Origin of the sequence: Delftia lacustris, from assembly GCF_040267515.1 — a bacterium.
Lineage (GTDB): Bacteria > Pseudomonadota > Gammaproteobacteria > Burkholderiales > Burkholderiaceae_C > Comamonas > Comamonas tsuruhatensis.
In genome coordinates this window covers 4,441,490-4,455,520 of the sequence record NZ_CP141274.1, presented here as the reverse complement: position 1 = coordinate 4,455,520, position 14,031 = coordinate 4,441,490, and the positions used below count along the sequence as shown (strand labels likewise).

8 protein-coding genes, 1 tRNA gene and 1 pseudogene are annotated in these 14,031 nt (G+C 67.3%); 3 read left to right on the top strand and 7 right to left on the bottom strand.

Annotation, left to right across the window (positions count from 1 at the left end; genetic code table 11):
* Window positions 1-3: 3 nt before the first annotated feature.
* Window positions 4-1,050 (bottom strand): alginate O-acetyltransferase AlgX-related protein, encoded by a 1,047-nt coding sequence (locus U6958_RS21680; protein WP_074923384.1) that lies wholly within the window; start codon window positions 1,048-1,050, stop codon window positions 4-6.
* A 54-nt stretch (window positions 1,051-1,104) separates the two neighbouring features.
* Window positions 1,105-1,437: pseudogene (locus tag U6958_RS21675) on the bottom strand (bacteriophage N4 adsorption protein A); the annotation flags it as partial.
* Between the two features lie 50 nt (window positions 1,438-1,487).
* Between U6958_RS21675 and U6958_RS21670 the strand changes: the two are divergent.
* Window positions 1,488-2,671, top strand: a protein-coding gene (locus tag U6958_RS21670) for an IS3 family transposase (RefSeq protein ID WP_201266015.1) whose coding sequence is annotated in 2 segments (ribosomal slippage) — window positions 1,488-1,770 and window positions 1,770-2,671 — 1,185 coding nt in all. Because the reading frame shifts where the segments join, the coding sequence is not laid out codon by codon here.
* On the opposite strand, the gene U6958_RS21665 is transcribed toward U6958_RS21670, so the two are convergent.
* The 5 genes from U6958_RS21665 to U6958_RS21645 all read right to left on the bottom strand — a co-directional run bounded on the left by U6958_RS21665 (window position 2,663) and on the right by U6958_RS21645 (window position 11,211).
* Window positions 2,663-5,260, bottom strand: coding sequence for a tetratricopeptide repeat protein (locus U6958_RS21665; protein WP_244160587.1), 2,598 nt, complete (start codon window positions 5,258-5,260; stop codon window positions 2,663-2,665). The genes U6958_RS21670 and U6958_RS21665 overlap by 9 nt on opposite strands.
* The gene (locus U6958_RS21660) at window positions 5,257-6,978 is read right to left on the bottom strand and encodes a glycosyl transferase family protein (RefSeq protein ID WP_074924255.1); all 1,722 of its coding nucleotides are present in this window, start codon (window positions 6,976-6,978) and stop codon (window positions 5,257-5,259) included. The genes U6958_RS21665 and U6958_RS21660 overlap by 4 nt, the downstream gene beginning before the upstream one ends.
* Window positions 6,979-7,020: 42 nt before the next feature.
* A complete protein-coding gene (locus U6958_RS21655) occupies window positions 7,021-9,252 on the bottom strand; it encodes a hypothetical protein (protein WP_074924257.1) in 2,232 nt (743 codons plus the stop codon).
* Between the two features lie 100 nt (window positions 9,253-9,352).
* Window positions 9,353-10,537, bottom strand: a complete 1,185-nt coding sequence (gene wecB / locus U6958_RS21650; protein WP_016452411.1) for a non-hydrolyzing UDP-N-acetylglucosamine 2-epimerase — start codon at window positions 10,535-10,537, stop codon at window positions 9,353-9,355.
* 584 nt (window positions 10,538-11,121) lie between these two features.
* Window positions 11,122-11,211 (bottom strand) — tRNA-Ser (locus tag U6958_RS21645).
* A gap of 590 nt (window positions 11,212-11,801) precedes the next feature.
* Here U6958_RS21645 and U6958_RS21640 point away from each other — a divergent pair.
* Window positions 11,802-12,824 carry a hypothetical protein gene (locus tag U6958_RS21640; RefSeq protein ID WP_244160588.1) on the top strand — a complete coding sequence of 341 codons (1,023 nt, stop codon included), beginning with the start codon at window positions 11,802-11,804 and terminating at the stop codon, window positions 12,822-12,824.
* A 45-nt stretch (window positions 12,825-12,869) separates the two neighbouring features.
* Window positions 12,870-13,970 (top strand): peptidoglycan-binding protein, encoded by a 1,101-nt coding sequence (locus U6958_RS21635; RefSeq protein ID WP_034364978.1) that lies wholly within the window; start codon window positions 12,870-12,872, stop codon window positions 13,968-13,970.
* Window positions 13,971-14,031 lie beyond the last annotated feature (61 nt).

The following is a 14,031-nucleotide window of genomic DNA, read 5'->3' as shown; positions in this document are numbered from 1 at the left end:
GGGTCAGCCCTTGAGTGCGGCGCGCAGCCGCTCCAGCCAGGTGGCGCTGGGCATGAGGGAGGCGTTGTCCCACTGGCCGGCCGCGTTGGGACCGTAGCTGTAGGTAGGCTCGAACATCTGCCACACCAGCACCTGGGGCTTGTGGGCCTTGAAGGCAGGTGACTCCAGATATTCCAGCAGCATGGTCCACTGGCCCACGTTGCCGGGCTTCCAGTTCAGCGAGACGGGGCGGTCCAGCAGGCTGGAGAGCTTTTGCGGAAAGCCGAAGTAGGGCTGGACCATGCTGTGGCCCGTCACATGGACGGGCGCGGGCTCGTCGTCGAGCAGGCCCTTGGCGGGGGCCTGGCGGCGCACGGTATAGACCTCGCGGCCCACCTGCTTGCGCTCTTCGGCGGTGAGAAAGAGCTCGGCCAGGTCGCCATAGCGGCGCTCGGTGACGGTGTCGCCCAGGGCCAGGCCGCTGCCGGCGCGGCCCGCCAGCTGGGGCACCTCGCCCTGGACCATGCGGGCCGTGGCTTCGGCCGTGGCGTCGGCCGCCGCCTGGGTCCAGTGCTGGTCGGTGCGGTAGAACACGTCCTTGCCGCTGTCGCGCACGGTGCGCAGCACGGCCTCGTCGTCGAAGCTGGGAATGCCTGCGCCCTGCAGCGCCTGCAGCACCTGCTTGTAGCGGCCCTGGACATCGGCGCTCATGGCCTTGCCATCGGGCATTTTGTCAGCGTAGAAGCGCACCTTGTCGGGCAGCAGCAGCACCTGCAGCTTCACGCCGCGCGCGGCCAGCAGGTTGCGCGCCTCGGTGATCAGCCGCGTGGATTCCGTGATGCCGGCGCGGTCCACCTGGGTCAGGCTGCCCCAGCCCGGAAACAGCCAGCCGTCCTTGCCCCTGAGAACGATGGAGGAGCTGTCCTGTGCCTGTGCCTGTGCCTGTGCCGTTCCCTGCGCTGCCAGCGCGCCCAGCACCAGGGCGCAGCCGGCCAGCCCGCGTGCGGCGCGCGCCATGCCCGAGCGCAGTCCGTGCAGGGCGGGGCGGGGTGCTTGCTTGGTCGAATCCATGGGAGCTTTCTCCTTTTCTCTTGTCTGTGTGGTGGCGGCGGCGGGGCGGGGCTTTCAATAGGACAGCGTCAGCGTCATGAACAGGCCCTTGGCGCGGTCGGCCTGGCCGCCGCCGATGTTGAAGCGGTACTGCATGGACCAGTCCAGATAGGACTGGGCCGTGCTGTAGTGGCTTTCGCGGAACCATTGGCGCAGGCTGATGCCCACGCCGGCGCTGGCCGACCAGCTGCTGCCATTGCCTTGCAGGGCCAGGGTCTGTCCCTGCTGGGCGGCCAATTGGGCTGCGGTGGGCGTGGCGCCAGGGGCGGCCTGCAGGGAACGCACTTGCACGCGGTTCCTCTGTTTGATCCAGTCGGCCGCGACCACGCCGAACGGGAAGATTGTCATGGTCCAATGAAATAGGACACCTCGATAGGGGCCCATAGACCCCAGAGGAAATGACGAACATGAAAGACAAAAGAGCGCGCAGGGCGTTTGACGCAGCCTTCAAGCTACAAGTGGTCAAGATGGTCCGAGAACAGAATCTGAGCGTGGCTCAGGTCAGCAAGGATCTGGATCTGGTTGACAGCGCGGTGCGCCGCTGGCTGGCGCAGTACGACGAAGAGGCGGCCGGACGTCCGGGTATTGGCAAGCCGTTGACGGCCGAGCAGCAACGCATTCGGCAATTGGAGTCGCAGGTCAGGCAACTGCAATCGGACAATGAACTCCTAAAAAAAGCGTCGGCCTTCTTCGCCCGGGAAATGAAATGATTCAGGACCTGATGAGTGCGCAAGCACAGGCGCAGAAGGCCCCAGTAAGCCAGTGGTGCAGGGTGTTGGGCATGAGCCGCTCGGGCTGGTACGCGGCGCGCAAGCGCGCCACCACAAAGGCTGCAGTGAGCCCACTGAGCCTTCAGGCCAAAGCAGTCTTCCATGCCAGTGGGAGCAGCTACGGCAGTCGCCGCCTGAGTGCACAGCTGAAATTGCAAGGCTGGGCTGTTGGGCGCTACAAAGCACGCACTTTGATGGCCGCGCACGGACTGCGAGCACGCTGGCGGCGCAAGTTCACGCACACCACCGACAGCCGCCATGGCTTGCCTGTTGCAGACAATGTGCTGCAGCGCCAGTTCAAACCTGAAAAGCCCAACCAGACATGGGCCAGCGACATCACCTACGTTCGCACACGCAGTGGCTGGCTCTATCTGGCGGTGGTGCTGGACCTGTTCTCCAGAAAAGTAGTGGGCTGGGCCATGGCCCCGAGCATGCCAGCACAGCTGGTGTGCGAGGCGCTGCGCATGGCCATCACAAGCCGCCGCCCCAAGCCAGGATTGCTGGTTCATTCGGACCGAGGCAGTCAGTACGCCAGCGAACTGCACATGGGGTTGCTGGAGAGCCATGGCCTGGTGTGCAGCATGAGTCGCAAGGGCAACTGCTGGGACAACGCAGTGATGGAGAGATTCTTCCTGAACTTGAAGATGGAGCGTGTCTGGCAGCGCGACTATGCAAACCATGCTGAGGCCCAGGCGGACATCGCGGACTACATCGTGGGCTTCTACAACCCTATCAGGTTGCACTCCACGCTGGGATACCAGTCACCCAATGACTACGAGATGCAGCAGGCGTTGGCAGCTCACTCAGCTTGAACGAACATCCCCTATCGGAATGTCCGAAAAGACTTGACCACGACAGATCACCAGGCCCTGGTTGATGCCGTCGGCGCGGAAGCTGCGCCCGATGCGGGCTTCGGTGGAGAAGAACCATTGCTCGCGCTTGTAGCGGCCCGAGCCGTCGCCCACCAGGGCGCCGTTGGTCTGGTCGGTCAGCGTGAAGCGCGAGGCCATGCTCTGGTTGGCATAGCCGGCCTGGCTGTAACCTTCCATGGTGAACCAGCTGGAGCGGTCCGTGCGCCGGCCCGTGCCTTCGTAGAAGCCGTGGGTGACATAGGCCAGCCAGCCGCCCTGGCCCGCGCCCGCGCTGTACTTGGCCGAGATGGGATTGCCCAGTGCCGGGCCCGTGGGGTTGAGCGGATCGCGCCCGCTCATCAGGCAGCGCAGCTGGGGCGATTCAGGCGTGATGAAGCCCGAGCGCGTGGCGGAGCCGATGTTGAACTGGCGCTCTATGCCAAAGGTCAGCGCGTACTTGGTGGACGGCGTGAAGCGCATGCCCAGCGAGCCCGTGGTGGTGGGCAGGCCCGAGATGCCGCGGTTGTCGCCTGCCTGCACATTGATGGGCAGGCCCGTGCAGGGGTCGATGGCGCTTTGGCCCAGCGTGGTGCCGCCCCCGTCATGCAAGGTGCTGCCCAGCCGTCCGTAGACATCGAAGATGCGCGTCGATGAGTTGAGGAAGTTGGACGGGCGCCAGTAGGCCTCGGCCGTGCCGAAGACGGCGTCGCCGGCCTGGGTGAGGATGCCGTCCGAGAATGCGCGCCCCGCAGGCCGCGCGCCCCGGTAGCCCAGGGAGACGATGGCGCCCCATTCGCGCGAGTAGCCGGAGACGGCGCTGCGCGCGTTCTCGCGCTGGCCCGGCGTCAGCTTGGCGGTGCCGGCATCGTCCAGGTCGATGGCTTGCTTGAAGGTGCGCACGGCGCCCCGGCTGTCGCCGGTGCCGGCCAGGGCATAGCCCTCGTCCAGCATGGCGCCCGCAGGCGCCTCGCCCGTGGCGCGGGCGGCACGAAAATCCTGCAGCGCCTTGGCCGGCTCTTCCTGGCGCGAGTACAGGTAGCCGCGCTGCATCAGCAGCTGGGCGTCGTTGGGGGTGAGGGACAGGGACTTGTCCAGCCGCAGCAGGGCCTGGCCCTGCTGGTCGCGGTTGCCTGCGGCCAGCGTGGTGGTCAGCAGCTTTTGCAGCTGCTCGTTGTCGGGGTCCTGCTCCACGGCCGTTTGCGCATGTTCGATGGCGGCCTTGTAGTCCTGGCGCGCGTAGGCCGCATAGGCCTGGGCGCTGGGGCCGCCTGCGCCCTGGGCATCGGAGGGCTGCAGCTCGCAGACCGTTCCGTAGGGCGTGTCGCGGCAGTCCTGCAGCGGCGGCGGGTAGTCGGCCATGGCCAGGGTCTGCGAGGCACCGCGCGTATCGGCCACCATGGGCGTGTCGCGGCCCGGGCGCAGCCCATCGGCTTGCTTGAGGCGGCGGGCCACGGCTTCATCCTGTGCCGGCATGGGCGCCAGCAGCGCGCGGGCGCGTGCCGCATCGCCCGCAGCCAGGGCTGCGTCGGCCGCGATCAGGCGCAGGTTGGCCGATTGCTTTTCGTCCAGCCAGTCCTGCTTGAGCACGTCGTCGAAGTCCTCGTTGGCCAGCGTGGTCTTGCCCTGGCGCTGGCGTATGTAGCCGCGCATGCCCAGGGCGGCCGTGTCCTCGTTGTCCTGCGCCAGTGCCTCGTCGGCAGCCTTTTCCGCGTCGGGCAGCTGCTCGGCCAGCATGAGCGAGGTGATCAGCAGCAAGCGGTGCGATGCCGTTCCCGGCGCCAGCGCCACGGCTTCGCGTGCAAAGGGCACGGCCTGCGCCGGGTTGTTGGCGATCAGCGCCTGGTAGGCCTTTTGCGCGGGCAGCACGGCCTGGCTGCGGCGCAGGGTCTGGCGCTTGGCCACCAGGTCGCTTTTGTTGGGTGGGTCCAGGGACAGGGCGGCATCTGCGGCCTCGATGGCGGCGCCCAGCTGGTCCTGGGCTTCCAGCGCACCAATCCACAGCAATGCCCATTGGCCTTGCGTGGGGTCCAGGCGAAAGGCCTGCTCGGCCTTGCGCGCGCTGTCTGCGTAGTTCCTGGCGTTGTAGTCGGCGTAGGCCTCGGTGGCGATGGGAAAGGCCTTGTTGTAGGCCTCGGAGGCCGTGGCCGCGCCGCCACCTGCGGCGGCCCCGCCTGCCGCAGCCGCGCGCACATTCGTCTCGGCCTGCTGCAGCGTGGCCTCGTCCATCCCGGCGGCGCGGGCCGAGGCGATGGCCTTGAGCGCTTCCTCGTTCTTGCCCTGCCTTTGCAGCGAGTAGATCAGCAGCATGCGCAGGCGCAACAGGTCGGGACGCAGCTGTATGGCCGATGCGGCGGCGCTGGCGGCCCGCGCAAAGCGGCCGGCCTGGTAATGGGCATAGGCCTGGTTGGCCAGCTGCCATGCGCGGCCCCTGAGCGGCGCCTCGGCCTTGACGGCTGCTGCGGCCTGCGGCCAGGCCGGCGGCGCGTTCCAGCCGGCGCCCAGCAGGGCGGCCAGGGTGAGTGGGCGAACGAGGGGTGCGAGACGCTTCATATGCCGGCCCTTGGTGTGCTTGGATTGCCTGTTGCGGCCAAGCCGGGATGTGCCGGGGGATCGGTGGGCTCCCCCTGCTGGAAGCTGATGGCCTCGCGCAGCGTGGCCTCGTCGAGCCAGCCTTGCTCCATGAGGATGGCGCCCAGCGGGCGGCGTTCGCGCCGCTGGATCTCCAGCGCGCTGGCCAGCCGGGTTTCGTCGATGGCCTGCCAGGACAGCAGCAGCTCGCCCAGGCGCTGGCGCTGGTGCACCAACTGGTCTGTGGAGGGGAAGTCGTGCATGGTCTTGTCCCAGGCCAGGCGCTTGCCCGTGACCAGGTGGACGATGAACAGCTTCCAGGCGCGCGCCGCTGCCATGGCATTGATGAAGTTGCCGATCACCATGCGCGGGACGGACAGCAAGGCGTGCTCCCAGCCGTACAGGCGCGAGACGAACCATGCGCGTTGCACCACGCGCAGCAGCAGGGCGACGACGTTGACGCTCATCAGCGTCACCAGCCAGCCATTGGGGGCGAACAGGGAGGGGTAGTAGACCGTCCACCAGCCCATGTGGTCGGCCAGCAGGAAGACCAGAAAGTTCAGCAGCAGCAGATAGGCCAGGATGGCCACGAAGGAGGTCACCAGCCCTTTGCGGTCGCGGAACAGCAGGTACTTGGTGGACAGCGGCCCGGCCCAGCCGACCTGGCTCCAGCCCTGCAGGCCGATGCCCAGCGTCCAGCGCGCCTTTTGCCGGTAGGCGGTCTTGAAGGTGTTGGGAAAGAACTCGCGTATGCCCAGCGGCATGGTGAGGGTGGACACCTTTTCCTTGCCCAGGCCGAACAGCGGCTTGCGCCGTATCACGTAGTCCACGGGGAATTTGCCGAAGATCTGCTTCATGCCCCGGCGCGCCAGCCGCGCGCCGATGTCGTAGTCCTCGGTCAGCGTGTCGGTGTTGAAGGGCTGGTTATGGGTCTCGGCGGCCAGTTCCTCCATCGCCTTGCGCGAAAAGCAGGTGCCCACGCCGGCCGAGGGCACCATGTGCGACATGCTCTCGCGCACCACCAGGTCCTTGGTGTGCCATTCGGCGAATTCGTCCATGTAGGTGCCGGCCACCAGCTCGTACCACTCGCGCTCCAGCGAGGTCACGGGCAGCTGGATGAAGTCCATGCGCGGCAGCAGGTAGTTGTAGTACTTGAGTTCCAGCGGGTGCAGCACGTCTTCGCTGTCGTGCAGGATCAGGCCGGCAAAGGGCTCGGGCTGCAGCGTGTTCTGCTGGAAGATGGCCTGCACGATCCAGTTGAGGCAGTCGGCCTTGCAGGTGGGGCCGTCATGCGGCACCTCCACGCGGACCAGCTGGCGGTAGCGCCGGCGCATGCGCTCCACCTCGTTCTTGGTGCGCTCGTCGTTGCGGTAGGTGCCCACGAAGATCATGTAGTTCTTGTAGTCCAGCGTGCCCACCATGCTCTCGAGCATGGGCGCGATCACGTCGTACTCCAGCCAGGCCGGCACCATGATGGCCAGCGGCTTTTCCTCGACCTCCTGCAACTGCTGTGCCTTGAGCGGCTGGTAGCGGCGCTTGACGGTCAGCGCGCGCCAGGCCTCGCGCACCCAGTACCAGGCATCGATGAACAGGTCATCGATGCTGGACAGCAGGATGATGACGGCCACCACGGCGCTGGTGATCTCCAGCGCGTGGTAGTAGTCGGCCACCAGGTAGGGCCAGTAGAGGGAAGAGATCATGGTGATCGCCTCATGCCGTCGTCATCGTGGCTCGGGCCCGGCTCAGTGCCTGGGCTGCTTGCTGCGCGCCACCGCCCAGGCCAGCAGCACCAGCAGCACCACCACGACCAGCGCAATGGCGATGCCGGGCACGCTCCAGGACAGGAAGTTGCGCCATTCGTGGAAGGCGCCTTCGCGCGGACCGGACGGAATGCCGGCATCGGGGTTGCTGCTGTCGAGCCAGGCCAGCGGGCCGTCACCGCCGATCACGGCGATGTTGCCGCGATTGAGCAGGAAGGGCTCGCCCAGGCCACCAGTCCACTCGCCGATGGCACGCCACAGCACGCCCTGCTGGCCGCCGGCAGTGACCACTTCGGCCGAGGACAGCTGTTTCAGCCCCTTGATGTCCAGCCAGTCCAGCGACTTGCCGCGAATGCGCAGCTGCTGACCGTCCGTGACCGTCACCAGGGGCTTGGCGCCGTCCACCGGCACCTCCATGGCCACGAAGGGCATGGAGGGCTTGGCGGGCGCATCGGCCTGGGCCACGACCAGCTCGGCCTGCGAGGCCGACAGGCCGCTGGCGGCTGCCAGGTTGGCCATGCGCTCCAGCGCGGCCGGCGCGGCCGACAGGTAGCTGGCAGGCACCAGCAGCTGCGACCTGGCGCCCAGCAGGGGCAGCAGGCCGATGAAGCTGCCGTTGGGCTCGGCCTTGCCGGGCGTCACATAGCTGATGGCCGGCAGCACGCTGGCGGGATAGGGCTGGGGAATCTCGTTGCAGTCGGCCGAGTAGGGCTGGCGCTGCACCGACACGCGCAAGGTGTTGTTGATGCCCAGCGCGTAGCCGGGCACGCGGGCGCGCAGGCGCTCGGGCTGGCCGTTGGCGTCCAGCTGGCGGGCCGACAGCAGCATGCCGTTCCAGAACAGCGTGGCCACGGGGCGCGTGGCCGAGGCGCCGGGGGCTGCGGCCACGTACAGCGTGATCTCGCCCGGCATCCGGCCCTGCGAGGCGACGGCGCTCAGCGGGAAGTTCATCGTCCACTCGCCGCGCGACAGCACGTCGAAGCTGTCGGGGCTGCCGCCCAGGCTGGACAGGCGTATGCCCTTGGCCTCGTCCCATTGCGGGGGCTGGGCCGCAGCCACCGTCACGTTGTCGCTGACCAGCAGGCGCTGCAGGGCGGCCTCCTGCAGGCCGGCCACGCGCGCACCCGCATCGGAGGCCACGGCCAGCACCATCTGGCGGCCCATGGGCAAGGCACGCAGTTGCTGCGAGGCCAGCGCCTCGCTGGCCAGCGGCGCGCGGCGGGCACGCCATTGCTGCAGCGCCTGGCCCGCATCGGGGTCGGTCGCCAGCTGGGTCTGCAGGGCTGCGAAGGCGGCGGTCAGGCGCTGCTGCAGTGCCTTGTCGGCCACCACGATGTCGCCGCTGACCTGGGCGGCCCCCAGCATGAGCAGCGCGCCCAGCTCGGCGTCACTGGCCAGCTTGTGCTGGGGCTCGGCGCCCCGCAGCGCGGCAAAGGCGGGCACGCCGGCCAGGGCGGCGGGAACCTCCAGGCCGCGCAGGTCGATCACCTCGCCCACGGCAGGAAGGGCCCGTACCTGCATGCGCCTGTTGTTGCGCTGCAGGCTGGCGCCGATGCGCCAGGCGCTGTCGAACGAGGCCTGCTCCAGCTGCCTGCCCGACACCAGCACGGTGGTGCGCACGGGCAGGGTGTTCCAGACATCCTCGATGGTGCGCACATCGCGCGGGTCCACGCGGTAGCTCAGGCGTGTCTGCGGCGAGATGGTCAGCGAGTTGGCGAGGGAGTGGTTTTCGTCGCAGCGCTGCTGGCTGTTGTTGCGGTTGCGCCAGTTCACGCCCAGGCGCACGAAGTCGCTGGCGCGCGCAGGCTGGGCCACGGGCAGGTTGCGCTGCAGCGTGCCTTCGCCGTCCGGCACGGTCTGGGATACGGCTGGCGTACCGTTGAGCGAGATCACCACGGTCGAGGTTCCCGGCTCTCCCTTCAGGTAGCGGCCATCGAAGGCGATGCTGGCATCGCCCAGAGGCAGGCCGCGCGGCACGGGCAGGTAGAAGTCCTGGGTGGCCGTGCCGGCCAGCACGACCGGGTCGACAATGCCCAGCTCCTTGAGCGTGACGCTGCGCTGCAGCCCGTCGCTGGCGCCCAGCTGCCGTATGGCGTCACCCAGCGCCGAGGCGGATGCCGCCTGGGCGAACAGGGCACCCAGGCCCAGCAGCGAACCCAGCGCCCAGCGGGCCCCGGTGCGGGAAAACGAATGGCGGTGGATGGTCGGTTGCATGGGGGGGCCTCTTTTTCACTTCTGTGCTCGGTTCGTGACGCGATTCGTGACACGTTCAGTTGCTGCAGGGCGGCTGCCGTTGCGTTGGGACTGGCGGCCTTCAGGCCGGCGCCAGGCCCTTGCCCATGGTGGCGAGGATGCCTGCCGGTCCGGCGGCAAACTCCTCGAAGGGCTGTCCCAGCAAGGCCCGTACGATGCGCTGCGAGGCCCGTCCGTCGCCATAGGGATTGATGCGGCGCGCGAACGAGGCGCGGTGGCCTTCATCGGTCAGCAGGCGGTTCACCTCGGCCACGATGCGCGCGCGCTGCGTGCCCACCAGCAGCACGGTGCCGGCCGATACGGCCTCGGGCCGCTCGGTCACATCGCGCATCACCAGCACGGGCTTGCCCAGGTAGGGTGCTTCCTCCTGCACTCCGCCGGAATCGGTCAGGATGATGCGGGCCCGCTGCATGAACCAGACGAAGTCCACATAGTCCAGCGGATCGATGAGGCGGATGTTGTCCATGCCGCCCAGCGTACGCATGACCACCTCGCGCACGGCAGGATTGAAGTGCACCGGGTAGACGATGAGCAGGTCCGGATGGCGCCGCGCCAGCTCGGCCAGCGCGGCGCAGATGTTCTGGAAGCCTTCGCCGAAGTTCTCGCGCCGGTGGCCCGTGACCAGCAGCAGCGGGCGCTGCGCGTCCACCCAGGGATGGCGCCCGGCAATGTCGCGGGCGAGCTCGGGCCGGGCATCGAGCCGGTCGCACAGCGTGGCCAGCGCATCGATGACGGTATTGCCGGTCACGGCGATGCGGCCCTGCAGGTTCTCGCGCAGCAGGTTGGCACGCGACGTGGGCGTGGGCGCGAACATCCACTGGCTGACCACATCGACCACGCGGCGGTTCATTTCCTCGGGAAAGGGCTGGGCCAGATCCCCCGTGCGCAGGCCGGCTTCCACATGGCCCACGGGAATGCGCCGGTGAAATGCTGCCAGCGCACAGGCCGTGGCCGTGCTGGTGTCGCCGTGCACGAGTACGTAGTCGGGCTTTTCCTGCTCAAGCACGCCGTCGGCGCCCGCCACCACGCGGGAGAACAGGCCGTTGAGTGTCTGGCTGGGTTGCATGACGGCCAGGTCGTGCCGGGCCTGCAGGCCGAACAGCTCCATCACCTGGTCCAGCATCTGGCGATGCTGGCCCGTCACGCACACCACGCTTTCGATGCCGCGCGTCTGCGACAGGGCCGTCACCAGCGGCGCCATCTTGATGGCCTCGGGACGGGTCCCGAAAAACGAAAGAATTTTCATGCCAACCCCTTTGCGTCTTCTTGTGCTCTTCGCTCCTGCGTTGTTCTGGTGCTCCGCGCCCGGAGAGCGGGGGCCGTCTCAGCCCGAGGGCGGGCCGGGCAGGCTGCAAGGCGGTGTGGAATATACGTCGGGTTTTTGGCTTTTTCGATCGGCTTGGCGTCTCTGATTGAAAACTATCGTCAATTGAGTGAAATTGACGGAAATTAAGAGGACTTGAAGGGATTTTGTGACATTGCTTTCCATTTGGAACCTCCGTCGGATCACTCACCCTGCAAGCCTCTTGCGGCTGGGCCTGAATGCTTGTTCGCGCCGCGCTGCGGTTGCACAAAGCTGCGCGCCTGGGTGCTTTGTTGCAGCTAGTACATCACTGAAACAAGGCTGTGCCTGTCGGACACCTGCGTATTGCATGCCCAGGCAGGGGTCTGCGCAAGGCTTGAGGGGCAGGTGCAGCCTGTGACTTTCCCTGATGCGCTGACGGCCTGCCGGGTGGATGCGGCGCGAGGCTGCGCAGGGCAGGGCCCGGGCCGAACGCAGGCCCGGAAACGAAAACGGGCCCCGTGTAGGGGCCCGTTTTGCTGGGTGTATGGCGGAGAGGGCGGGATTCGAACCCGCGGTGGGGATTAGCCCACACACGCTTTCCAGGCGTGCGACTTAAACCGCTCATCCACCTCTCCGAAGCCCTCGATTATAGCAGTGATTTCGGGCGTCCACGGTAAGAAACTGGTGCCGGCTGCGCTGGCCCGTGCGGCGATGGTTGCCCCACTCAGGGCCTGCAGTGCAACCGTGGCAATGCCGGGTGTTGCCTGTCCGGGCGCGGACAGGCGGGTAGTGACGGCAGGCAATACCGTGACATGGGACGGATTTGCGATGGGTTCAATGCATGCGCCTGGTGTCATCCACTGATTTTCAGGGTGGAAAATGTAATGGAGTTCGTGTAAATGGAAGGTGCCGGAATGCGGTGTGAATCTCCGGTGCGGCCCGTCCATCTGTGGCGACATTTTTCATGTGTACAAGATGGTATTTTCATTGCCCATCTGTGTTGGTGCAAGCTATTGATATTGTTGATGTTTCTTGAAAAAAAACCGCCAATGAATCGGTATTTGCACGGGGTCCGGGAGGCATTGCGGGGGACGAATTTCCTTCATGCGGCGTTGGATGCATTTTGCAACAGACATCGAATGGGAGCTTGTGGAAAATGCCTGCGCCGATGAAATGCAGCAGTAACGGATTTCCGTCTGGCAAATCATAGGAACTCGCTATCACCATGGCTTTCCACTCAATGCGCGCCGATTCTTCATTTCGCCAGACGCCGGTATTGCCCGCACTGGCCTTCGGGCTTGTGGCGCTGCTGGGTACGACGGCGTTCGCTGCCGGGCTGCAGCGGCAGGTGCTGGAAAGCCTGCCGTCCGGCACGGCCAAGGGGGCGCCTGCCTATGAGTTGTCCCTGCCTGCCTGCACGGCGTCGGCCTGTCCCTTCGAACTGAGGCTGGTGCGTGCCGGTATGGAGCAAGGCAAGCCAGCGGCGCTGGCCTGGCCTGCTTCAAGAGGGCAGGCCCAGCTGGCGCCATCCGATCCGCTGTACGGCGTGGGCGATCCCTTGTCCGAGGCCGCGCAGCGCACGCGCGTCTGGACGACCGGCGAGGAAGAAGGCACGGTCACCGCTGCGGCGCGGACCTTGCGCCTGCCCGGCGTGCAAGGCGGGGCGCGCGCCCTGCTGGTCACGCAGATGGGCGGCTTCGACCATCCCAAGCGCCGCCATGCGCTCTATGTCGCCACGGCCCAGGGACCGCATCTGGCCTGGCAGTACGAAGAGCCTCCAGGCAGCTACCAAAGCTGGGTGCTGGCGCCCGCGGGCCGGATCCCGGTGCTGCTGGTGCGCTATGACTCACCGCAGGACGACGCCCCCGACCAGATCGAGACCCGCAGCCTGCGCTGGAACGCAGGCCGGCAGGCGTTTGCCGAACAGGCATCGGCGCCGCCGGCTGCCGTGCAGGCCGTGGTGGCTGCGCGCTATGCCGGCGTGGCCGCCGCGCGTGCAGCGCGCGCGCAGCAGGCCGACTGCCTGGGAGGCTATGCCGTGGTGCTCACACGCCCCGCAGGAGCTGCGCCGCATCACGCCCTGGTGCAGGTGGCCGCGGATATGGCACAGGCGCATGCCGAATCGCTGCGGCTGCGTGCCTGCTCGGCCAGGCTGCAGCCGCGCACGGTGCCTTTGGCGCATCTGCTGCCGAAGGCGGAACAGGCGCCCGGCCGGAAACCTGAACGCAAGACCGATCCCGCCCGCTGAGCCCGTGCAGCGCGTGACACCGACAACCGCAAAGAGGGAAGACACATGCCAGACATCAAGGACAGCGTAGGCGAGGGCGGCAGCAACCAGGTCCATGACGTGGCCCTGCTGCAGGCCATGCTGCGCGTGGTGAAGGACGCCAAGAATGCACCCTATCTGGGCGTGGACTACGACGGCAGCTACGGCGCGCAGACGCGCGCCGCGCTGGAGCGTTTCCAGAACGACCACAAGCTGGCGGCGGCCAAGGCCGCGCCCGGCCAGCCGCAGGCCGGTGGCGCCAAGGAGGCACTGGGCCTGGCGGCAGCCGGTGGCGCCACGGTGGCCAAGCTCAGCGCCATGCTGCCCGCATCGCACCAGAACATGCGCTCCGCGAACAACTCCAAGACGGTGTATATCGAGGCCAAGGCCCAGGATGCGGCCACCAGCAAGGCCGCCATTGCCAACGATGCGGAGTACGAGCCCACCTTCCGCGCCAAGCTGGCCAGCCTGGTGCAGCAGATGTACGACACGCACAAGATCGCGCTGTGGATCACGCCCACCGGCCGCCGCCGCACCTTTGCCCAGCAGGCGGCAGAGACCCAGACCAAGGCCGGCCCCGGCGAGAGCAACCACAACTTCGGCCGGGCGGCCGACATCGGCTTCAAGCGCTTCCAGTGGGTCAAGGGCGACGGCAGCATCGTCACCGATGCCGACTGGCTCAACCAGCTGCATACCGCCAAAGCGGCCGATGCCGCGCGCTGGTGGGATGAGCGCGACCGCCTGGCCGCCAAGCAGGGCCTGCTGCCGCTGAAGTTCGAGCGCGTGCACCTGCAGGCCTTCGCCCAGGAAGGCGTGAGCAACCAGCGCTCGCTGGCCAAGCTGCTCAATGCCGTTTCGCAGAACAACATGCGCTGGAAATCCGCCTACCAGGCCGACCTGCAGTCCCAGGGCAAGCACTGGGTCACCGTGGGTTCGGCCAAGTCCATCTGGGCCGGAACGGCCTCCGTGACCAAGGCCGATCTGGCCAAGGCCCGCACCCTGGCCACGGGCAAGCAGGTGAAGGAAACGCAGATCACCCAGGACGAGGTGGCCGCCATGCGCCGCATGCTCAAGGCCGATTTCGAGCAGGCCGACCTGAACTGGTCCAAGTGGGCACCCGTGCCCTGAGCCCGGCCGGACGTCTGCCGCCTGCCGCGCGGGCAGGCGCCACTGCCGTGCATCTCCCGGA

Excerpts from the sequence above, each read along its gene's own strand:
- U6958_RS21640 (WP_244160588.1), top strand. The coding sequence starts at position 11,802 with ATGGCTTTCCACTCAATGCGCGCCGATTCTTCATTTCGCCAGACGCCG.
- U6958_RS21635 (WP_034364978.1), top strand. The coding sequence starts at position 12,870 with ATGCCAGACATCAAGGACAGCGTAGGCGAGGGCGGCAGCAACCAGGTC.
- U6958_RS21655 (WP_074924257.1), bottom strand. The coding sequence starts at position 9,252 with ATGCAACCGACCATCCACCGCCATTCGTTTTCCCGCACCGGGGCCCGC.
- U6958_RS21660 (WP_074924255.1), bottom strand. The coding sequence starts at position 6,978 with ATGATCTCTTCCCTCTACTGGCCCTACCTGGTGGCCGACTACTACCAC.
- U6958_RS21665 (WP_244160587.1), bottom strand. The coding sequence starts at position 5,260 with ATGAAGCGTCTCGCACCCCTCGTTCGCCCACTCACCCTGGCCGCCCTG.
- wecB (WP_016452411.1), bottom strand. The coding sequence starts at position 10,537 with ATGAAAATTCTTTCGTTTTTCGGGACCCGTCCCGAGGCCATCAAGATG.
- U6958_RS21680 (WP_074923384.1), bottom strand. The coding sequence starts at position 1,050 with ATGGATTCGACCAAGCAAGCACCCCGCCCCGCCCTGCACGGACTGCGC.